The organism is Curtobacterium sp. MCPF17_003, from assembly GCF_003224385.1.
Taxonomy (GTDB): domain Bacteria; phylum Actinomycetota; class Actinomycetes; order Actinomycetales; family Microbacteriaceae; genus Curtobacterium; species Curtobacterium flaccumfaciens.
In genome coordinates, this window is record NZ_QKLC01000020.1 from 1 (window position 1) to 20970 (window position 20970).

Consider the following 20970-nt stretch of genomic DNA (forward strand, 5'->3'; position numbering starts at 1 on the left):
CTCGGTGGGGTGGAGAACCAGCGATGTGCGGCTGGTGAGCGCTCCGGGTGTTTCCCGGTCGTTGCAGGTGATTCGGCACCCTGCGGCGAAGGGTTTGGACGGATTCGCCGTCGTTACCGCTCTGTGACCTTCGGGCTCATCCGGACAGCGAGCGCGCCTGCAAGTACGTTCTCTGAGAGGCCGCTGAACGTGGTCCATAGAGAAAGGCATTCCCCATGGCATCGACGTCCAGTCGTCCCACCTCCGTCACCGTCTCGTTCGTCATCTGGCTCGTCGTGGTCCTGGCGAACATCCTGCAGGGCATCATCGGTCTGGTCTCGGGTGGCAGCTCGTCCGCCGCACAGGACGTCGGCACCGCCCCGCTCGTCGGCGGCGCGATCTTCGCGTTCATCCTCGCCGTGATCGAGCTCATCATCGTCTTCAAGATGCGCGACGGCCGCAACTGGGCCCGCATCGTGCTGACGGTCCTCGCGATCCTGCAGCTCATCGGTGTCGGCGTCGGCGCGGCCTCGGGTGGCAACGCCTTCGGTTGGATCGGTGGCATCGCGGTGCTCATCGCGACCATCCTGATGTACGTCGGTGGCGCGAACGGGTACTTCCGTCGCCACTGAGCGGGCGTGCGTGCGGATGCGCTCCTGCGTGACGCACACCGGTCGCTGAACGCGACCACCTGACGGACGGGAGGCCCGGTGCCAGCTGGCACCGGGCCTCCCGTCCGTCGTCTGCCCGGTCAGAACGCCTTGCCCGGGTTCAGGGTCCCCGCCGGGTCGAGCGCGTCCTTGACGGAGCGGTGCATCGCGAGCACGCGGTCGCCGAGCTCGACCCGCAGGCCCGGCAGCTTCAGCAGCCCGACGCCGTGCTCACCGGTCACGGTCCCACCGAGCGCCAGGCAGTCCGCCACGATCTGGTCGAACGCGGTCTTCGCACGGGCCTTCGCGGCGTCGTCGCCCTCGGGCGCGATGATCAGCGGGTGCAGGTTGCCGTCGCCGGCGTGCGCGATGTTCGCGATCGTGACGCCCTGTGCGTCCGCGGTCACCTGGATCCGCCGGAGCATCTCGGGCACCGCGCTCCGCGGCACGCAGATGTCCTCGGTCAGCACCGGACCGAGCCGTTCGAGTGCCGGGTAGGCGAGTCGGCGGGCCTGGAACAGTCGGTCGATGTCCTGGGGATCGGTGGCCCGCTCGACGTCCGTGCCGCCGGCCCGCGCGAAGACGTCGGCGACGTGGTCGGCGATCCCGTCGCCGGCCGCACCGCGCTCGTCGACCCGTGCGAGCAGCAGGGTGTCGACGTCCGCCGGCAGCCCGAGGTGCATCCAGGCGTCGACGGCTCGCAGGCAGGTGCGGTCGACGATCTCGAGTGCCGCGGGGATGATGCCCGCGCGCGAGATCGCGGCCACGGCGTCGCCCGCTGCGGTCAGCGAGGGGAAGTACCCGATCACCGCCCGCTCGTCACGGCCGGCCAGGGGGAGCAGCTTCACGGTGACCGACACGACGATGCCGAGCGTGCCCTCGGAACCGACCATCAGCCCGGTGAGGTCGTACCCGGCGACGCCCTTCGCCGTCCGGCGACCGAGCTCGACCACCGATCCGTCGGCCAGCACGACGGTCATGCCGAGCACGTAGTCGCGGGTGACCCCGTACTTGACGCAGCAGATGCCGCCGGCGTTCGTCGCGACGTTGCCGCCGATCGTCGAGATGGCCGAGCTCGCCGGGTCCGGCGGGTACCAGAGGCCGTGCTCGGCGACCGCCGCGCGGAGTGCGTCGTTGATGACGCCGGGCTCGGTGACGGCGTAGCGCTCGTCGGTGTTCACCTCGAGCACCCGGTTCATCCGCTCGAGCGACACGACGATCGAGTCGGCCATCGCGTTCGCACCGCCGGACAGGCCGGTGCCGGCACCACGGGGGACGACCCGGACACCCGCGGCTGCTGCCCAGCGGACGGCGGTGACGACGTCGTCGGTGCTGCGTGCCAGGACCACGGCGAGCGGCGCGGTGGAGTCGGCCCACTCGGCGTCGTCGTGACGGTAGCGCTCGAGCGACTCCGGGTCGCGGAGCACCTGGTCCGACCCCAGCAGGTGTTCGAGGGCGGTGGCGTCGGAGGCGGTGGTGACGGTCATTCGGGGTGGGGGTCCTTCCGTGGCGCGGCGGTGCGGTTTCGGGTCCGTCGACGATACGCCGGTCAGTCCAGGCAGAACTCGTTGCCCTCGACGTCCTGCATGACGATGCACGACTCGTTCACCTGGTCCGCGGTCATGCGACGGACCTGGGTGGCGCCGAGTCCGACCAGTCGGGCGCTCTCGGCGTCGAGGGCCGCGAGCCGTTCGGCACCGACCATCCCGGTGCCGACCCGGACGTCCAGGTGCACCCGGTTCTTCGCCGTCTTGCCCTCGGGGACGCGCTGGAAGAACAGGCGGGGCCCGGCACCCGTCGGGTCGACGCACGCGAAGGCCGATCCTCGGTGCTCCGGCGGCAGCGACCGGTCGAACGCGTCCCAGTCGGCGAACCCCGGTGGGGGCGGTGGCACCACGTACCCGAGGACCTCGCACCAGAACCGGGCGACACGCTCCGGCTCGGCGCAGTCGAACGTCACCTGGACCTGTCGCACCGTTGCCATGGCGCCGAGGATACGACGATGCGCGACCGGCGTCCGCTCAGCCGAGCTGGGCGGCCGCGGCTCGGAGCTCCGCGAGCGCGGCCGTGGCGTGGTCGGCCAGCCGGTCGTCGTCCGCGCGCCCCACACCGGACCACCGCTCGAAGCCCTGCTTGAATGCCAGGACACCCATCTCGGCGGCCAGTCGAGCGGGCGCGTCGGCGACACCGCGGCCGACCAGGGCGTCGGTCATGGCCGCGGCCATCCCGACGCTCTTCAGGGCGTCGCGCTCCTGCAGCTCGGCGCTGGCGGCGACGGCCGCTCGCAGTCGTGGTCCGAGCTCGCGGTTGAGCGGTCCCATCTCGTCCGATGCCCGTTCCAGTCCCGCGGCGACGGCATCGAGCGGGGTGGCGCCGGCCGGTGCGCCGGTGATCCCCTCGGCCAGGAGCCGGCTCAGGGTCTCCTGCCCGGCGACGAGCAGTTCGCGCTTGTCCGGGAAGTGCCGGAAGAACGTGCTCTTCGTGACACCGGCGCGGTCGGTGATCTGCGCGACGGTCGTCTCGTCGTAGCCCTGCTCGGAGAACAGGTCGACCGCGGCCAGGACCAGTCGTTCCCGGGCCCCGGGTTGCCATCGCACCATGGGACGATCATACGCGACGGGACAATTGTCCCATCGCGGGTGTACGGTGACGGTACAAAAGTCCCATCACTTCTGAGGAGCACCATGCACGTCTTCGTCACCGGCGGCACCGGCACCATCGGCACCGCGGTCGTCACCGAACTCATCGCAGCCGGGCACACCGTCACGGCCCTGGCCCGGTCGGACCGGTCGACCGCTGCCCTCGTCGCCGCGGGGGCGACCCCCACCCGCGGTGCACTCACCGACCTCGACGTGCTGCGCGAGGGCGCACGCGCCGCCGACGGGGTCATCAGCCTCGCGTTCTCGAACGACTTCAGTTCGGCGGAGGCGCTCGAGCGGGGCATCGCCGAGGAAGGTGCCGCCATGGCCGCACTCGGCGAGGCGCTCGTCGGCAGCGACCGCCCGTTCGTCGTCGTCTCCGGCACACCGTGGGAGCCTGGTCGGGCATCGGTCGAGACCGACCCGCTCCCGCTCGAGGGGCCGGTCGCGGGGCGAGCCCGATCCGTTCTCGCCGCCCTCGACCTGGCGGCACGGGGTGTCCGGGTCTCGGCGATCCGGCTGCCGCGCACCGTGCACGCGGACGGCACGGGCGGGTTCGCCGGGATCCTGACGGAGGCGGCCCGACAGGCGGGGGTCGCGGGCTACCCCGGCGACGGCGAGCAGCGGTGGCCCGCCGTGCACGCCGCGGACGCCGCGGTGTTGTTCCGGCTCGCGCTCGAAGGTGCTCCGGCGGGGACCGTCTGGCACGCGGTCGCCGACGAGGGCGACCGGGTGCGTGACCTGGCCGAGGTCATCGGGCGTCGGCTCGGCCTGCCCGTCGAGCGGGTGGCCGACGAGACGTTCGGCGCGTTCGCGCCGATCTTCGCGATGGACCAGCCGGCGTCGAGTGCCCACACGCGCGGAGCGCTCGGCTGGGTCCCGACGCACCCGAGCCTGCTCGAGGACCTGGAGAACGTGCAGCGCTGAGTGCGGCTCGCACCGTCAGCGGTGGGCGCGCGGTGCGCCGGACGGGAGGCGCGGCGTCGGACCGCCACGGGCCTCCCGTCCGCCGTGCAGCCGCGTCAGTGCCGCTTGCCGCGCAGGCGGCCGATGCCCAGCACGATGCCGACGACGACCATGCCCAGCGCGAGGCCGACCACGGCCGACACGGCCGTGTCGGCGATCCAGACGACGACGGGGCCTGCGGCTTCGAGCGCGTGCTCGATCACGTGCAGCAGGTCGTACGGACCGTGCCAGAAGGTCTCGGCGAGGTTCGCGATGACCAGGTGGCCACCGACCCACAGCATCGCGACCGTGCCGATGACGCTGATGACCCGGAAGACCATCGGCATCGCACGCACGATGCGGGCACCGATCCGGCGGGTGCGGCGGACGGAGTTCTTCATCATCTGCAGGCCGATGTCGTCGACCTTCACGAGCAGTGCCACGGCGCCGTAGACGACCGCGGTCATGACCAGACCGATCACGATCAGGGCGCCGAGCGTCGGCCAGAGCCCCAGGTCTGGATCGAGGCCCGCCAGTGCGATGAGCATGATCTCGGTGCTCAGGATGAGGTCGGTGCGGATGGCGCCGAAGACGAGCTTCGGTTCGGTGACGGCCTCGTCGGACCCGCCCTCGTGGTGGACACCGAACCACTCGGTGACCTTCTCGGCACCCTCGAAGCACAGGTAGGTGCCGCCGAGCAGCAGCAGCCACGGCAGCACCCCGGGTGCGAAGGCCGTGAGCAGCAAGGCCAGCGGGATGATGATGATGAACTTGTTGAACAGGCTGCCGAGGGCGATGCGCCCGACGACCGGGAGTTCACGAGCGGGCTCGAGGCCCTGCACGTACTGGGGCGTGACGGCGGCGTCGTCGATCACGACCCCGGCGGTCTTCGCGCTGGCCTTGAGGGCTGCGGAGAGGATGTCGTCCACCACGGCGAGCAATCCGACTGACAATTCGTTCTCCACTCGTCTGACCTGTGACCGTGCACAGCGTAGTGGCCGCGGAGCATCCTGAACGCCAGCCACGGGGCGTCCGTAGGCTCGCGACATGGCTGACTTCACCGCATCCCAGGCCGCCGTCGTCCGGATCGAGCGTTCCGAACAGGGGCGCTGGGACCTCTCCGTCATCAGCGACGCCGGTGTCGCGATGGGGCACGGGGTGTACCTGTTCGACGCGGACCACGACGACGCCGAGGACGAGCAGGCCGCGGCCCTCGACTTCGTGCGCGACTACGGGTTCCGGTTCGAGCGCGACGCGGTGCAGGCCGACGGTCCCGACGCCTTCTGGGCGCCGCTGCTGCCGTCCGACCAGCAGTAGGCGCTGCAGCGGGCGGGACTCAGCGCGCCGAGTCCTCGAACCCGATCAGCCAGGTGACCCCGTACGCGTCACGGACGGTGCCGTCCCAGTCGCCCCACGGGCGCTGCTGCAGCGGGTCGACGACCGTGCCGCCCTCGGCGAGCTGGTCGAACCACCGACGCAGGACGCCCGGTTCCGCAGCGCCGAGCAGTGAGAAGAGCAGCCCCGTCGCCGAGAACGGGGTGTCGCGCTCGCTCGGGTCCGCGGCGAACAGCTGCAGCTCGCCGGTGAGCTGGCCGTGCGCGACGGCGTCGGCCGGACCGTCCGTGCGGGAGAAGTCCGCGTAGGTCGCGATCTGCACCTCGCCACCGAACACCCGCTGCCAGTGCTCGAGGGCCTGCCTGGCGGCGCCGGCGAACTGGAAGTACGGCGCGGGTCCGGTCGTGTGCATGCCCGGCAAGGTACTCCGGTGTGCGGAGTGGGGGAACCCCGGGGACTCGTCAGCCGAGCAGCGCCAGTGCGCGCTCCACGACGTCCTCCGGCCGTCCGTCGCCGTGCAGTGCCCACCAGGTGAGTGCGGCGCTCGCGGCGGCGGCCAGCGTGTGGGCGCGCACGGCCACGACGAGGTCGTCGGCGGTGACCCCGTCCCGCTCGGCCACGTACCGCAGGATCTCGTCGGTCAGGGCCGTGACCGTGGCGGCGCCGACGTGCTCGAGCGACGGGTTCGCGCGGATGACCCGGAGTCGGTGTCGGGTGACCTCGACCGCGTCGTCCGGGAACGTCGCTCCGATCCGGTAGGCCGCCCGGAGCGCCACCGCCGAGGGCTCGTCTGCCGGCCGTGACCGCAGGGCTTCGCGGAACCGTGCGGCGAACTCGTCGAGACCGCCCCACACCAGCGCTGCCTTGTTCGGGAACAGCCGGAAGAGCGACCGACGACTCACCCCGGCCGCCGAGGCGACGTCCTCCATCGACACCGCGTCGAAGCCCTGCTCGTCGAACAGCCGGAGTGCGACGAGGGACACGGCGTCGGGGTCGATGGTGCGCGGGCGCCCCGTCGGACGGTCGTTCGTCGAGCTCATGGAGACCTTTCGGCACTGAGTGCTATAACCGGTGTGGCGCAGTGAGCGCCTCTCATCGAGGAGACGACATGACCGACACCACCGCCGGACGGTTCACCGGCAGGACCATCATCGTCACCGGAGCGGGTTCCGGCATCGGACGCGCCACGGCGACGCGCATCGCGAACGAGGGCGGGCGCGTCATCGCGACCGACGTCGTGGCCGAGCGACTCGACGCACTCCGCTCGGAGCTCGAGGGCTTCGCCGTGGAGACCGTCGTCGGCGACGTCGCCGCGAGCGAGACCATCGACGCACTCATCGCCGCCGCCGGCGACCGGGTGGACGGGCTCGCCAACGTCGCCGGCATCATGGACGCGTTCCTGCCGCCGGACGAGGTCGACGACGCCACCTGGGAGCGTGTCTTCAGCGTCAACGTCACCGGCCCGATGCGCCTGACGCGCGCGGTGCTGCCGCTGATGATCGCCGCCGGCAAGGGCTCGGTCGTGAACGTCGCGTCCGAGGCCGCGTTGAAGGCCTCGGCCGCCGGTGCTGCCTACACCTCGTCGAAGCACGCCATCGCCGGGTACACCAAGAGCGTCGCGTTCTTCCACGGGCCGCAGGGCATCCGGGCGAACGCCGTGGCACCGGGTGCGGTCGCCACGAACATCGAGGCACCGATGCGCAGCGAGTACGCGGCCCGCCGGGTCGGTCCGATCATGCAGACCACCATCCCGCCGGTCGCCCAGCCCGAGCAGCTCGCCGCCGCCATCACCTGGCTGCTGAGCGATGACTCGGCGAACGTCAACGGTGCGGTGCTGCCGAGCGACGGCGGCTGGTCCGTCGTCTGACCCGTTGCTGCGGCACGAGACGCCGTCGTCACGTCGAGACGCCTCCGGGAACGGGGGCGTCTCGACGACTTCGCGGCGTCGGGCGGACACGACGGCGTGTTCGCCACCCGGACACCTGACGGACGGGAGGCCCGTGGCGACACCGCCACGGGCCTCCCGTCCGGCTCCGGGCACGCGCACGGCGCGACGTTCCTTCCCAGAACAGGTGCACTGGAAAGCGGAATCGGGCGTACCGGGCAGGAACTTCCTGCCAGGTACGCCCGATTCGACAAGGTGAGCCTGCCGGCGGCGGCGGCTCAGGAGACGAGCGCCGCCATCTCGCGCACGACGGCACGGAGCCGGTCCGCGAGCTCGTCGTTGCTCCGCACGGTCTCGCGGTGCGCCGCCTCGCTGAGCGCCGACATCACCAGGGTCACCGCGGTGCGGGCGGTCTGCGCGTCCGTGCGGGTGCCGACGACGCTGAGCAGGGACTGGCGCGACTCGGCCATCCACTGCATCACCATCGAGGACATCTCCGGCCGGAGCACGAGCAGCTCCTTCATTCGGAGGCGGTCCTGCGAGAGCGGGACGGTGGCCGCGACCAGGGTGCACAGGTCGTCGACCAGGGCACCGTCGGCCTCGGCGAACCAGGCCGCGGAGTGCTCCGGGACCTCGACGGAGTCGAGCCCGAGCGCGGCGTGCGCCTTCGACGAGAAGTAGTTGAAGAAGGTGCGGGGGGAGACGTCGGCGTCGGCGCAGATCTGCTCGACCGTGACGCCGTCGAGCCCGTGCGCGGACACCAGGGTGAGCGCTGCGTCGTGCAGTGCCTGCCGGGTCTGCTGCTTCTTCCGTTCACGCAGCGTGCACGGCTCCGTTGCCGCAGCCGCTGCCGGGGTGGTGATCACGTGGACTCCTGGTGGGTTGGTGTGTGTGGGCGGGGCGCCCGCCCGGAAAGGGGCACGGACGGACGCCCCGGTCGGTCACCGACGGTGCGTCGGCGTGGATCCGGTCGGACCCGATCCGGTGGGACCCGATCCGGTCGAACCCGATCCGGTCGAACCCGAACCGGTCGAACCCGAACCGGTCGGCACGGACCCGGTCATCGGGCCCGTGAACGAGCCGGCCTCGGCTGCGGCGGCGCCCGCCTCGGCCTCGAGCTGCGCCTCGGCGGACATGTCGGCCTGCTCCTGCAGGGCGGACCGCTGGCGCAGCGGCGGCACCCGGAAGAACCAGGTCAGCACGAACGCGAGCAGGATGACGCCGAGACCGACCCAGTAGATCGTCACGGACGAGGCGTTGAAGCCCGCCATGAACGGCCGGGTCAGGCGGCTGTCCGCACCGGTCAGGAACGAGGTGTCGTTCGTGCTGGTGGCGCTGTCGCTCGTGGTGTTGCCGTCGTCGATCTTCTTCGCCAGCTCCGGGGTGAGCTCGTCGACCCAGTAGGAGCGCTGTCCGGCGTCCGCCCAGTCGACGGACACGGTGCCGTCCTGCACGCTGGCGTGCGCCTGGTCGGCGACCTGCTCGAGTGCCGACCGTTCGGCGGCCGGCGTGGCCGCGGCGACCTGCTGGTCGATGACGGTCTGCGCTGCTGCGGCGGGCACGGCACCGGCGGTGACCTGCTGCTGCACGGCCGCGGTGACCTGCTCGGTGACCGCGGCGTCGGCGGCCTGCTTCGCCTTCGCCGAGGCGGCGTCGAGCTGCGACTGCACGGTCTTCGTCAGCGGGGTGACGACGGGCGTCCAGATCTTGTCCATGGCGCCCTGGTTCGCCTTCGCGCTGGCGACGGTCGGGTTGAGCGCGGCGTCGAGCGCCGGACCGAGGTCCTTCTGGTTCGCGGTCGCGGTCAGGATGTTCGCCGGCATCACCGAGAACAGGATGGACAGCAGCACGGCGGTGCCGAGCGTGCCACCGATCTGGCGGAAGAACGTGGCGGACGACGTGGCGACGCCCATGTCACGAGCCTCGACGGAGCCCTGCGACGCCAGGGTCAGCGACTGCATGACCGAGCCGAGGCCGAGCCCGATGAGGAACATGCCGATCATCAGGAACCAGAGCGGCTTGTCGATCGTCATGAAGGTCAGGACGACGTAGCCGGCGGAGACGAGCGCGGTGCCGATGACCGGGAAGATCCGGTACCGGCCGACGCGGGCGACGATCTGACCCGAGGTGATCGAGGCGATCATCAGACCACCGACGAGCGGCAGCGTCGCGAAGCCGGACTCGGTCGGGGTCAGTCCGACGACGATCTGCAGGTAGAGCGGGATGGTGAGCATCGCGCCGAACATCGCGAAGCCGACCAGGAACCCGATGACGGTCGCCATCGAGAACGTGCCCGAGCGGAACAGCTTGAGCGGGATGATCGCCGCGTCGCCCATCTTCGACTCGATGAGCAGCAGGCCGATCAGGCCGACGACACCGACGACGTAGCAGGCGATGGCGGCGGGGGAGCCCCAGCCCCAGATGCGGCCCTGTTCGGCGACGAGCAGGAGCGGCACGAGGGTGACGATGACGGCGGTCGCGCCCCACCAGTCGACCTTCGGCTTCGCGTCGCCGGCGCCGTGCACCTTCGGCAGGTGCAGGAACACGATGACCATGAGGAGCGCCGCGACACCGATCGGCACGTTGATCAGGAGCACCCAGCGCCAGCCGGTGATCCACAGGATCTCGGAGGAACCGGCGAGCAGACCGCCGATGAGCGGGCCGATGACGGACGAGATGCCGAAGACGGCGAGGAAGTACCCCTGGTACTTGGCGCGCTCGCGCGGGGCGAGGATGTCGCCCATGATCGCGAGCGGCAGTGACATCAGCGCGCCGGCACCGATGCCCTGCACCGCGCGGAAGGCGGCGAGCATGAGCATCGAGGTCGACATCGACGACAGGACGGCGCCGAGGATGAAGACGACGATGCCGAAGATGTACAGCGGGCGGCGGCCGAAGATGTCGGAGAGCTTGCCGTAGATCGGCGTCGCGATGGTCGAGGTGATGAGGTACGCGGTCGTCACCCAGGCCTGCTGGTCGAGCCCGTGCAGGTCGTCGCCGATCGTGCGGATCGCCGTGCCGAACACCGTCTGGCCGAGCGAGGACAGGAACATGCCCGCCATCAGGCCGTAGATCACCAGGAGGATCTGACGGTGGGTCATCAGCGGCTGCTGGCCGGCGCCCCCGGAGGCCGCGGGGGCCTCGGCGGTGTGCCGACCGTGCTGCACCGGGACGGGTGCGGTGGCGGTCATCGAACTCCTTTTTCTGGCTGTGAAACTTTGCAGACCGCGCAACGATACATCTGTTGCTTCCGGCAAGCAACTAAATGTGCCCGCTACGCTGAGCGCGTGACCGACGACCGGCGTGCCGCCGAGCGACTTCTGCGATCCCAGCTCGACCGGCTGTGGGTCCGGCAGACCCTGCGCTCCTCGCTCATCGAGTCCCGGGGCGGGCTCGACCCGACGGCCCGCGTGATCCTGCGAGCCGTCGCCGGGCACGGCCCGGTCCGGGCGACCGCGATCGCCGACGCGACCGGGCTGTCGCGCCCGGTGATCAGCCGCCGGGTCGCCTCGCTGATCGAGGCCGAGCACCTGGTCGGGGCGCCCGACCCCGCGGACGGCCGCGCCACGCTCGTCGCCCTCGCCCCCGCCGGCCGACGACTGCTCGACGAGCTGGACGCCGCCGGCGCCGAGGTGTTCGACGACCTGACGGGGGAGTTCGCCTCGGACGAGCTGCGCTCGCTCGCCGAGATGCTGACGCGACTGAACGACCGGGCCGACGCGGTCCTGGGGATCGGCACCACGCGCTCGTGACGTGACCAGGGGGACGGACGGGAGGCCCGTGGCGGCGTCGCCACGGGCCTCCCGTCCCTGCGGAGCGCGCATTCGAGATACCGTTGGTGGTATGAGCACGGACACCACCCCCACCACTGAGACCCTCGACGACGGGCCCGTGGTGACGTTCGCCGATCTCGGCCTGAGCGACGCTGTGCTCAAGGCCGTCAAGGACATCGGCTACGAGACCCCTTCCGCCATCCAGGAAGCCACCATCCCCACGCTCCTCGCCGGGCGCGACGTCGTCGGCCTGGCGCAGACCGGCACCGGCAAGACCGCGGCCTTCGCGCTGCCGATCCTGTCCCGCATGGAGTCCGGCAGCAAGAAGCCCCAGGCGCTCGTGCTCTCCCCGACGCGTGAGCTCGCCCTGCAGGTCTGCGAGGCGTTCGAGCAGTTCGCGTCGCACATGAAGAACGTCCACGTCCTGCCGGTCTACGGCGGCCAGGCGTACGGCGTGCAGCTCTCCGCCCTGCGCCGCGGCGTCGACGTCATCGTCGGCACCCCGGGTCGCATCATGGACCACCTGGCGAAGGGCACGCTCGACCTGTCCGAGCTCAAGTACCTGGTGCTCGACGAGGCCGACGAGATGCTCAAGATGGGCTTCGCCGAGGACGTCGAGACGATCCTCGCCGACACCCCGGACGACAAGCAGGTCGCGCTCTTCTCGGCGACCATGCCCGCGCAGATCCGCCGCATCTCGCAGCAGTACCTGACCGACCCGGCCGAGATCACCGTCAAGACCAAGACGAAGACCGCCGCGAACATCACGCAGCGTTACCTGATGGTCTCGTACCCGCAGAAGGTCGACGCACTCACCCGTATCCTCGAGGTCGAGGACTTCGAGGGCATGATCATCTTCGTCCGCACCAAGAGCGAGACCGAGACCCTGGCCGAGAAGCTCCGTGCCCGCGGGTACGCCGCCGCCGCGATCAGCGGTGACGTCGCCCAGGCCCAGCGCGAGCGCACCGTCAACCAGCTGAAGTCGGGCAAGCTCGACATCCTGGTCGCCACCGACGTCGCCGCCCGTGGTCTCGACGTCGACCGCATCACGCACGTCGTGAACTTCGACATCCCGGTCGACATCGAGTCCTACGTGCACCGCATCGGCCGGACCGGTCGCGCCGGCCGCTCGGGTGACTCGATCAGCTTCGTCACCCCGCGCGAGCGTCGCCTGCTGTCCGCGATCGAGCGCCACACCAAGCAGCCGCTCACGCAGATGCAGCTGCCGACGATCGACGACGTCAACGAGACGCGCCTGACCCGCTTCGACGACGCCATCACCGCGGCGCTCGAGGACCAGGGCCGGATCGCGGCCTTCCGCGACGTCATCGCGCACTACGTCGAGCACCACGACGTCCCCTCGGACGACGTCGCCGCAGCCCTGGCCGTCGTGGCGCAGGGCGACTCGCCGCTGCTCCTCACCGCAGCCGACGACGCCCTCCGCACCCAGATGGAGCGCGACGCCCGTCGCAGCGAGCGCGACGAGCGTGGTGCCCGCGACGACCGTGGTGGGCGCAGCGACCGCGGCGACCGTGGAGGCGACCGCGACCGTGGTGACCGCGGACCGCGTCGTTCGCAGCCGATGACCCCGTACCGCATCGAGGTCGGCCGCCGCCACCGCGTCGAGCCGCGCCAGATCGTCGGTGCCCTCGCGAACGAGGGCGGTCTGCGCCGTGACGACTTCGGTGCGATCCAGATCCGTCCGGACTTCTCGATCGTGGAACTGCCGGCGGACATGGACGCCGGTGTGCTCGACCGCCTGACCGACACCCGGATCAGCGGCAAGCTCATCGAGATCCGCCCGGACCGCCGTGGTGGCGGGCGCCGGTACGAGGACCGCGCGCCGCGCGGTGACCGTGACGACCGTCCGGAGCGCAAGCCGCGCTACTGAGACGCGCCGCGTCCGAGACGCGACCCCCTTCTGACGGGAGGCCCGGTGCTAGCTGGCACCGGGCCTCCCGTCCGTCGTCGGTGCGGGTCCCGGGCCCCCGAGACGCCGTCGTGTCGGTTCCACGCCGCCGAGTCGGCGAGACGCCGTCGGATTCGGCGGTGTCTCGGGAACACGACGGCGTCTGCCGGTCCGGACCTGCGGCATCTTGCGGTGCGGGGAACCGCAGATCCCGCCCGCAGGCGTTCCCCTGGAGTCCGCAGGGTGCTGTGATACCCGGAGCCGTGACGCAGGGAGCCGCGGGGAAGGCAGGGGAACCATCGTGTACCGAGCACTCATCACCGCGGTGGCCGCCGCGGCGCTCGTCTTCGGAGGTGCGGTGCCGGCGACGGCGCACACCTCTCCGTCGGTGCCGGGAGCACCGACCGCCGTCCGCGTCACCGGCGACGCGGACAGTGCCACGCTGACGTGGCGCGGCCCGGACCGCGGCGCCAAGGTGACCGGTTGGAAGGTCGCCGTCGACGCCGTCGCGAACCGGCACGACCACCAGGTCCACCGACTCCACCCGCGCGCCCGCTCCGACCGCTTCGACGAGCTCTCGCCCGCGACCACGTACCGCTTCTCGGTGCGTGCCCTCGGCCACCGGGGGACCGGTCGCACGGTCACGCTGCGGTGGACGTCACCGCCGGCGCCCGAGCCGGAGACGACGCAGTCGCTGTTCGCCCTCGACGGCAACGGCGACGTCGTGCGGTTCCCGACCTCGGGCACGGACGAGCCCACCACGGTCGCGACCGACGGCGCCGGCTTCACCGCGAACGCCGACGGCGACGTATTCACACCGTCGGTGGACGGCACCGCGATCCTGCTGCACCCGGCCGACGGCGGCGAGACCGAGACCATCGCGTCCGGTCTGCACCTGACCCCGGACCTGCGCTCCGACGCCGAGGGCAACCTGTACTGGGTGGACTCCGTGACCCGTGCGGTGCAGAAGCTGTCCGTGCGCGGCGGCGCTGCTGCCAGCGTGGTCGCCTTCGCGCCGCCCGAGAGCTCGGCGACGCGCACGCTGTGGGCGGTCGGCCGTGACGGCACGGTGTCGACGTTCTCGAGCACGAGCCGCGGTGGCGTGGTGAACACCGCCAGCCCGGCAGGCACCGTCACCAAGCGGACGGTCGTCGCGCCGAACGGCAGCGGCCTCGGATACCTGAACGGCCTGCTCGCCGACGGCCAGGGCACGCTCTACGTCAGCTTCCAGGCGTTCGGCGGGTCCGGGTACTCCGGCTGGTACGCGATCGCCGCGGCATCGACGACGATCACGCTGTTCGAACCCCGCACCGCGTTCCAGTACGCCGCGGTGAACTCGACCCACCTCACGCAGCTGCAGTCGGCGGAGTGGTGCCCGTCGGCCAGCGAGGGGAGCCCGAAGGGCTGCCACGTCGACCAGACCCTGACACACCTGGTCGCCCGCGACGCCGCGGGGACGCTCAGCGAGCACACGATGAGCGGTCCGACCGCGAACGGTCGTGGTGCCTTCGTGGGCGCCGCCGACGAGGACGGCGACGTGTTCGTCGTGATCGACGGCGGTCCGACGCCCGGGCTCTGGCGGGTGGGCGCCGACGGCGGTGCCGCCGAGCAGCTCTCGTCGGCGCAGTACTCGCGGCTCCAGGTGTCCTGAGCCGCGGCACGAGCGGGGCGGGGCGGGACGCAACGGCGCGTCCCGCCCCGCCCTCATGCGGTCATCCCGGCGACCGTCCGCCGGCACACCTCGTCCCACGGGGTGGGCTCGAGGCCGAAGCGGGTCCGGGTCTCGGTGTCGTCGACCACGTACGGGGCCGTCCACTGGTAGCCCAGTTGGGCGAGTTCGCGCAGCATCGGTGACACCAGCCCGAGGGCACGGACTGCGCCGGCCGGCAGGCGTCGGACCGGCACCGGGGGCTTCCCGGCCGCCGCCAGCACCTCGGTCAGCGCCTGCTGCTGCGTCCGTGGTGGGTTGCTCGGCACCATCCAGGTCCGGCCGTGCGCGGAGTCGTCGGCCGCCGTCGTGACGAGGGTGCGAGCGACGTCGAGCACGTCGGTGAACGTGTGCGGCAGGTCGGTCCGGCCGATCATCGTCACGGGCTTCCCACGCAGGGCCGCCGGGAGCACCCGGGTGACGTGGCCGTTCCCGCCGATGCCCGGGCCGACGTAGTCCGAACCGCGGACCTCGACCGTGCGGATCCGACCAGCACGGTGAGCCGCCAGGGCGTCCGCCCAGATCCGGGCACGGAGGGCGCCCTTGTGGTCGGTCGCGGCATCGGGCAGACCCGGGTGCATCGGCCCGGTGACCGGACCGTACGGGTACAGGTTGCCGGTGATCGCGTACACGGCACCGGTCCGTTCGGCTGCGGTGAGCAGCGACGCGGCGAGTGGTGGCCACGCCCGCTCCCACTCCGGGTAGGCGCCGGGGTTCGCGCAGTTGTAGAGGACGGCGGCGCCGTCGGCGGCCCGGGTGAGTGCGTCGGGGTCCGATGCGTCGAGGGCGACGTGACCCACTGCCTCCAGGCCGGTGTCGCGACCCGAGCGGGTGGCGACCGTGACCCGGTCGCCGCGCTCCGTGAGCAGGGCAGCGACGTGACGGCCCACCGGGCCTGCGCCGATCACGAGGTGGTGTGACATGGTGTCCCGCTTCCGTCGGCCGGGCCCGGCGACCGCGGTGCCCCGTCAGCAGCATGCCCTGCCGGTGACCGGAAGGCGAGCGCTGCGTGCCGTGTGGTGTCCGTCCGTCCCCAGATCGGGGCAGGGGACTGACAGGAGGCCCGTGGCTGGGGTAGACAGGTCCCTACGCCGAGGTCGACACCGACGACCGGAGCGGGACCGGCAGGGTGGATCAGGAGGAACGCTTGCGACGCAGCACGTCCGGCGACGCCGCGGACGGGGAGACCCGGTGACCGCGCTCGACGTCAGCCGACAGGACCGCCGCCGCCTGGCCACCGGGACCGCCCGCCGACGCCTGGTGACCGTGCGGACGGTGGCGCTCCTGGCGTCCCTCGCCGGTGTGAACTACATCGTCTGGCGCTGGGCGGCCTCGGTGAACTGGCACTCGTGGTGGATCGCGGTGCCGCTGATCCTCGCCGAGACCTACAGCGTCATCGACTCGCTGCTCTTCGCCCTCGGGGCCTGGCGGCTCCGGGAGCGCGGCGAACCACCGGCGAAGCCGTCCACCGACGTCACCGTCGACGTCTTCATCACGACCTACAACGAGCCGATCGACCTGGTCGAGCGCACCGCCCGGGCGGCGAAGGCGATCACGCACCCGCACACCACCTGGATCCTCGACGACGGCAACCGTCCCGAGATGCGTGCGGCGGCCGAGGCGCTCGGCATCGGCGTCATCACGCGCGGCGCCGACTGGGTGGACCGGCCCCGGCACGCCAAGGCCGGCAACCTCAACAACGCCCTGCTCGCGACGCAGGGCGAGTTCCTGCTCATCCTCGACGCCGACCAGGTGCCGGACCCCGCGATCCTCGACCGCACCCTCGGCTACTTCAAGGACCCGCGGATGGCGCTCGTGCAGACGCCGCAGTGGTTCGAGAACGTGCCGGACGACGACCCCCTCGGCAGCCAGGCACCGCTGTTCTACGGTCCGATCCAGCAGTCGAAGGACGGCTGGAACGCGGCGTTCTTCTGCGGGTCGAACGCCATCCTGCGGCGCGAGGCGCTCATGCAGCTCGGCATCTCGCGCTACGTGGCCGAGGTCGAGGCGTCCGTCCAGCGCACCCTCGCCACCTCGCGCAAGCTCCTCGCCCGCTCCCGCGAGACCGAGACCGACCCGCGCGTGCTCGCCGCCCTCGACGACGCCGAGATCGTGGTGGACCAGGCTCGCGACCAGGTGCGCGCCGGTGAACCCCTCGGTGACGTGACGTACGCGTTCCAGCGGGGGATCGACGCCATCGCGTTCCGGTTCGCCGCCGCCGACCTCGAGTCCGTGCGGAACGACCTGCAGGAGCTCGCGGCGATGTCCACCGACGCCAACACCTTCGCGGGTCTCGACGACGCCGCGCTCGACGTGCTCGGCCGGCGCGAGGCCTCACCGGTCGCCGCCATCGAGTCGATCGCCGTGCTCGCCCGTGCCCTCGACGTCAACCGCGACGACGAGGCGCAGCCGATCATGCCGCTGGCGACGATCTCGGTGACCGAGGACATGGCCACGGCGATGCGTCTGCACGGCCTCGGCTGGAAGTCGGCGTACCACGACGAGATCCTGGCGAAGGGCCTGGCTCCCGAGGACCTGCCGACGATGCTCGTGCAGCGACTCCGCTGGGCGCAGGGCACCATGCAGGTGTTCTTCCGCGAGAACCCCCTGGTGCAGAAGGGGCTGTCGTGGGGGCAGCGGCTCATGTACTTCTCGACGATGTGGAGCTACCTGTCCGGGTTCGCCGCGATCGTCTACATCGCCGCCCCGGTGCTCTGCCTGTCGTTCGGGGTGATCCCCGTGCAGGCCTACAGCGTCGACTTCTTCGCCCGGCTCATCCCGTTCCTGGTGTTGAACCAGCTGCTGTTCTGGGTGGTGGCCGCCGGCAGACCGACCTGGCGCGGGCAGCAGTACTCGCTCGCCCTGTTCCCGGTCTGGATCGAGTCGGTGACCAGCGCGTTCGAGAACGTCTTCCGGGGCAAGCCGCTCGGGTTCCGCGTCACCCCGAAGGTGCGCGACGAGACCGAGCAGAAGCCGCGGTGGGACCTGGTCAAGCCGCAGCTGTACGCGATGGGCGCCCTGGTCGCGGCCTTGATCATGATCGGCATCCGCTACCTGACCGGCCAGGCCGAGGGGATCGCACCGCTCGTGAACACCGCGTGGGTCGTCTTCGACCTGTTCATCTTCAGCATCGTGATCCGGGCCGTCCGGTACCGCGGCCCGGCCACCCCAGCCCAGTCCGAACACGAGTCGAGCACCGCCGGAGGACCCCTGTGAGCACCGAGACCACGTTCGAGGTCGCCGCGACGCCCGACTCCCTCGACGAGGTGCAGGACCGCTTCGCCGCGTGGTGGGACGGCCTGGGCATCGACGACGTCCGGCTCCGCTTCGCACTCGAGACCGCCCTGGCCGAGGTCGCCGCGAACATCGTCGAGCACACCGTCCGCGCCGACCGGGGCACCGGGCGCCGGTACACCGTGCACCTCGAGGCCACCGAGCAGGCCCTGACGGCGGTGCTGACCGACAACGGGATGCCCGCCGACATCGACCTGAGTGCCGTCACCATGGCCGACGTCGAGCAGGAGAGCGGGCGCGGTCTGGCGCTCGCCATCGCGGCGCTCGACCGGCTCGAGCACCGGCACGAGCCCGGCCACAACGTCTGGACGCTTGCGTGCGACCGGTGAAGAAGCCGGTGACCCGCGCGGTCGCCCTCATCGTCACGATCGCCACGCTCCTGCTCGGTGGTGCGCTGCCGGCGTCCGCTGCGTCCGTGCACCCGACGGCCGCCGTGCAGCCGGCCGAGGGGTCGACGTGGTTCGGCCCCGACCTCGACTGGGCCAGCGATTCACCCGAAGGGTACGAGGGGCGGCTCGGCGCGACGCCGTCGATGTACGGGGTCTCCGTCGACTACCCGCTCGACCGCACGGCGAAGCAGGAGCTCCTCCGCTCGGCGCGTGCGGCGGCGACCCAGGGTGCGGTGCTCGTCGTGAGCCTCGAACCCGACCGCGAACTGCGGTCGCTCGACACCGCGGACACCCGTGCCGTCAACACCGTGTTCGAGGACCTGCACGACCAGTACGACACCCAGGTGCTCGTGCGGTTCGCACCGCAGATGAACGGCACGTGGGTCCGCTGGGGCCAGCAGCCGACGGAGTTCGTCCGGGCGTTCCGGGCGCTCGGCACGACCGTGCACGCGGGCACGTCGGACGCGCTCATGGTGTGGTCGCCGTCGTACGGTGCCGGCTACCCGTTCGGCGAGTCCGCCGGGCGGCTGCGGAACCTGTCCCCGGTCGACGTCGCGAAGGCGGACACGAGCGGTGACGGACAGCTCACCGGCGCCGACGACCCGTACGGGCCGTACTGGCCGGGAGCCGAGGCCGTCGACTGGGTCGGGCTCTCGATGTTCTCGTACGGCAAGGGCGACCCGACCGAGGCCGCCGGTCGCGCCGTGCCGCTCACCCGCAGCGGTGAGGTCGAGGCCCGGTTCGACGAGGACTGGGGGTACGACCAACCCCAGTCGGGCACGTTCTACGACCGGTTCGCGGCGGCCGACGACCGCCCGATGCTCCTCGACACCGGCGCCCTGTACAACCGCGAGCTGCAGGGCGACGCCGAGCTCCAGGTCAAGCGGAGCTGGTGGCGGCAGGTGCTCGCCGCCGTGCAGGAGCGTCCGCTGATCCGGGGCATGACCGTGCTCGAGGCCGAGCGACGCGAGCCCGAGGCCGGCAACCGCGTGGCCGACTGGCGACTCACCGCGGACCCGGGCGTCGCGGAGTCCTTCCGCGCCGACCTCGAGCGATCCGGTGACTTCGCCTTCGGTCCGGTCACCGACCGCGTGACCGTGCAGCAGGGCAACGCCGCGATCTCCCAGGAGTACGAGACCGGCGGCGAGCAGATGGCGTGGATCGTCTGGCTGGCCGCTGGCCTGGCGGTCGTGTTCCTGCTGAGCGGGGTGTTCGGCCGGCTCCTGCCGAGCTGGCGCTACCCCGACGACGGCAAGCCCGGCCGTGACCTGCGGCTCGACCTGTTCCGCGGGTTCATCATCCTCGCCGTGGTGATCACCCACATCGAGATCGGCGGGCCGTACTCGTACCTCACGCTGCACGCCGTCGGGGCGATCACCGGCGCCGAGATGTTCGTGTTCCTGTCCGGCATGGTCCTCGGCATGACGTACCCGTTCGCCGTGAAGAAGTTCGGCGAGTGGGCGGCGGCCGTCGGGGCGTGGAAGCGCGCGCGCAAGCAGTACGTCGTCACGCTCGTGGTGATCCTGGTGGTCTTCGCGCTGAGCTTCGTCCCGTTCCTGAACACCGACGCCATCACCACGTTCACCGACCGCGGCACGGGGACCGGCGGTGTCGATGCGGAGGGCCGGGTCTACGACCTGTACCCGAACGCGATGCAGCTGCTCGCCTACCCGCCGCCCTGGTACGCGATCCGGCAGTTCCTGCTGCTCGAGATGGGGCCGTGGCCGTTCAACATCATGGGCCTGTTCGTGGTGCTGAGCCTGTTCATCCCGGTGTTGATCTGGGTGATCCGGCGCGGGTTCTGGTGGGCGCTCCTCGCCGCCAGCTGGGCGCTGTACGTGTTCCAGGCCCTCAACCCGGAATTCCGTCCGCTGAACTCCCAGTTCGAGGCGGTGTTCCCCCTGTTCACCTGGCAGGTGGTGTTCACCCACGGGCTCGTGCTCGGGTACTACCGGCGGCAGATCGTCGGTGCGCTCACCGGGCGTCTCGGCAAGGTCCTGGTCGGCGTCGCCGTCGTCGGGTACGCGGCGTTCCTGGTCTACGTGTGGGCCGGCGACCACTTCGGGTTCACCCCGGTGCCGTTCCCGGCGACGATGTACGAGTCGCTGTACAACACGGCGTACCAGCGGGTGGACCTGCAGTGGGGCCGCCTGGTGGACATCGCGTTCTTCGCGATCGTGTCCTACGCGATCCTCACGGTGTTCTGGAAGCCCATCGCCGCCGCCATCGGCTGGCTCTGGATCCCGCTCGGGCAGGCGAGCCTGTACGTGTTCGTCTGGCAGGTGTTCTTCGCCCTGGCGATCGCGTCGATCCCCGGAGTGCCGTGGGGCAACTTCTGGATCGGGTTCGTGGTGCACACGGCGCTGATCCTGCTGGCCTGGTACATGGTCCGCAAGAAGTTCCTGTTCTCCGTCATCCCGCGCTGATCGCGAGCACGAACGGACAGGAGGCCCGTGGCGGTGTC

19 protein-coding genes are annotated in these 20970 nt (G+C 71.3%); 10 read left to right on the plus strand and 9 right to left on the minus strand.

The window, feature by feature from the left end:
- Window positions 1–215 precede the first annotated feature (215 nt).
- Complete coding sequence (locus DEJ30_RS15645; RefSeq protein ID WP_110862623.1) at window positions 216–611, plus strand: hypothetical protein; 396 nt, start codon at window positions 216–218, stop codon at window positions 609–611.
- Window positions 612–730: 119 nt separating this feature from the next.
- Here the strand turns inward: DEJ30_RS15645 and DEJ30_RS15650 are convergent, their stop codons facing one another.
- From DEJ30_RS15650 to DEJ30_RS15660, 3 genes are all read right to left on the minus strand, one after another.
- Window positions 731–2116 carry an FAD-binding oxidoreductase gene (locus tag DEJ30_RS15650; protein ID WP_110862624.1) on the minus strand — a complete coding sequence of 462 codons (1386 nt, stop codon included), beginning with the start codon at window positions 2114–2116 and terminating at the stop codon, window positions 731–733.
- A 62-nt stretch (window positions 2117–2178) separates the two neighbouring features.
- Entirely contained in the window at window positions 2179–2613 is a 435-nt protein-coding gene (locus DEJ30_RS15655) for a VOC family protein (protein ID WP_110862625.1), read from the minus strand.
- 37 nt (window positions 2614–2650) lie between these two features.
- Entirely contained in the window at window positions 2651–3229 is a 579-nt protein-coding gene (locus DEJ30_RS15660) for a TetR/AcrR family transcriptional regulator (protein WP_110862626.1), read from the minus strand.
- Window positions 3230–3313: 84 nt separating this feature from the next.
- Here DEJ30_RS15660 and DEJ30_RS15665 point away from each other — a divergent pair, with 84 nt between their 5' ends.
- Entirely contained in the window at window positions 3314–4195 is an 882-nt protein-coding gene (locus DEJ30_RS15665; protein ID WP_110862627.1) for an SDR family oxidoreductase, read from the plus strand.
- Window positions 4196–4290: 95 nt separating this feature from the next.
- On the opposite strand, the gene DEJ30_RS15670 is transcribed toward DEJ30_RS15665, so the two are convergent.
- Complete coding sequence (locus tag DEJ30_RS15670) at window positions 4291–5166, minus strand: DUF808 domain-containing protein (protein WP_110862657.1); 876 nt, start codon at window positions 5164–5166, stop codon at window positions 4291–4293.
- Between the two features lie 94 nt (window positions 5167–5260).
- Between DEJ30_RS15670 and DEJ30_RS15675 the strand changes: the two genes are divergently transcribed.
- Entirely contained in the window at window positions 5261–5530 is a 270-nt protein-coding gene (locus DEJ30_RS15675) for a hypothetical protein (protein ID WP_071245932.1), read from the plus strand.
- Window positions 5531–5549: 19 nt separating this feature from the next.
- On the opposite strand, the gene DEJ30_RS15680 is transcribed toward DEJ30_RS15675, so the two are convergent.
- Window positions 5550–5960: a VOC family protein gene (locus DEJ30_RS15680; protein WP_110862628.1), complete on the minus strand. Its 411-nt coding sequence runs from the start codon at window positions 5958–5960 to the stop codon at window positions 5550–5552.
- 49 nt (window positions 5961–6009) lie between these two features.
- Complete coding sequence (locus DEJ30_RS15685; protein ID WP_110862629.1) at window positions 6010–6588, minus strand: TetR family transcriptional regulator; 579 nt, start codon at window positions 6586–6588, stop codon at window positions 6010–6012.
- A 68-nt stretch (window positions 6589–6656) separates the two neighbouring features.
- On the opposite strand from DEJ30_RS15685, the gene DEJ30_RS15690 reads away from it, so the two are divergent.
- Complete coding sequence (locus DEJ30_RS15690) at window positions 6657–7415, plus strand: SDR family NAD(P)-dependent oxidoreductase (RefSeq protein ID WP_110862630.1); 759 nt, start codon at window positions 6657–6659, stop codon at window positions 7413–7415.
- 296 nt (window positions 7416–7711) lie between these two features.
- Here the strand turns inward: DEJ30_RS15690 and DEJ30_RS15695 are convergent, their stop codons facing one another.
- Both DEJ30_RS15695 and DEJ30_RS15700 read right to left on the minus strand, forming a co-directional pair.
- Window positions 7712–8299: a TetR/AcrR family transcriptional regulator gene (locus DEJ30_RS15695; RefSeq protein ID WP_110862631.1), complete on the minus strand. Its 588-nt coding sequence runs from the start codon at window positions 8297–8299 to the stop codon at window positions 7712–7714.
- Window positions 8300–8374: 75 nt separating this feature from the next.
- Entirely contained in the window at window positions 8375–10624 is a 2250-nt protein-coding gene (locus tag DEJ30_RS15700) for an MDR family MFS transporter (protein WP_258370001.1), read from the minus strand.
- A 96-nt stretch (window positions 10625–10720) separates the two neighbouring features.
- On the opposite strand from DEJ30_RS15700, the gene DEJ30_RS18320 reads away from it, so the two are divergent.
- From DEJ30_RS18320 to DEJ30_RS15715, 3 genes are all read left to right on the plus strand, one after another.
- Window positions 10721–11185, plus strand: coding sequence for a MarR family winged helix-turn-helix transcriptional regulator (locus DEJ30_RS18320; RefSeq protein ID WP_181420175.1), 465 nt, complete (start codon window positions 10721–10723; stop codon window positions 11183–11185).
- Between the two features lie 91 nt (window positions 11186–11276).
- Window positions 11277–13097, plus strand: coding sequence for a DEAD/DEAH box helicase (locus tag DEJ30_RS15710; RefSeq protein WP_110862632.1), 1821 nt, complete (start codon window positions 11277–11279; stop codon window positions 13095–13097).
- A 319-nt stretch (window positions 13098–13416) separates the two neighbouring features.
- Window positions 13417–14766, plus strand: coding sequence for a fibronectin type III domain-containing protein (locus tag DEJ30_RS15715; protein ID WP_146238618.1), 1350 nt, complete (start codon window positions 13417–13419; stop codon window positions 14764–14766).
- A 53-nt stretch (window positions 14767–14819) separates the two neighbouring features.
- Here DEJ30_RS15715 and DEJ30_RS15720 read toward each other — a convergent pair whose 3' ends face one another.
- On the minus strand, window positions 14820–15746 hold the full coding sequence (locus tag DEJ30_RS15720; RefSeq protein WP_110862634.1) for an NAD-dependent epimerase/dehydratase family protein: 927 nt from the start codon (window positions 15744–15746) through the stop codon (window positions 14820–14822).
- Between the two features lie 337 nt (window positions 15747–16083).
- On the opposite strand from DEJ30_RS15720, the gene DEJ30_RS15725 reads away from it, so the two are divergent.
- Genes DEJ30_RS15725 through opgC form a run of 3 tightly spaced genes read left to right on the plus strand, consistent with a single transcriptional unit; the run spans window position 16084 to window position 20932 of the window.
- On the plus strand, window positions 16084–18039 hold the full coding sequence (locus tag DEJ30_RS15725) for a glycosyltransferase (protein ID WP_258370008.1): 1956 nt from the start codon (window positions 16084–16086) through the stop codon (window positions 18037–18039).
- Window positions 18036–18446 (plus strand): ATP-binding protein, encoded by a 411-nt coding sequence (locus DEJ30_RS15730; RefSeq protein WP_110862635.1) that lies wholly within the window; start codon window positions 18036–18038, stop codon window positions 18444–18446. The genes DEJ30_RS15725 and DEJ30_RS15730 overlap by 4 nt, the downstream gene beginning before the upstream one ends.
- The gene (gene opgC / locus DEJ30_RS15735; RefSeq protein ID WP_146238620.1) at window positions 18443–20932 is read left to right on the plus strand and encodes an OpgC domain-containing protein; all 2490 of its coding nucleotides are present in this window, start codon (window positions 18443–18445) and stop codon (window positions 20930–20932) included. The genes DEJ30_RS15730 and opgC overlap by 4 nt, the downstream gene beginning before the upstream one ends.
- Window positions 20933–20970: the final 38 nt, after the last annotated feature.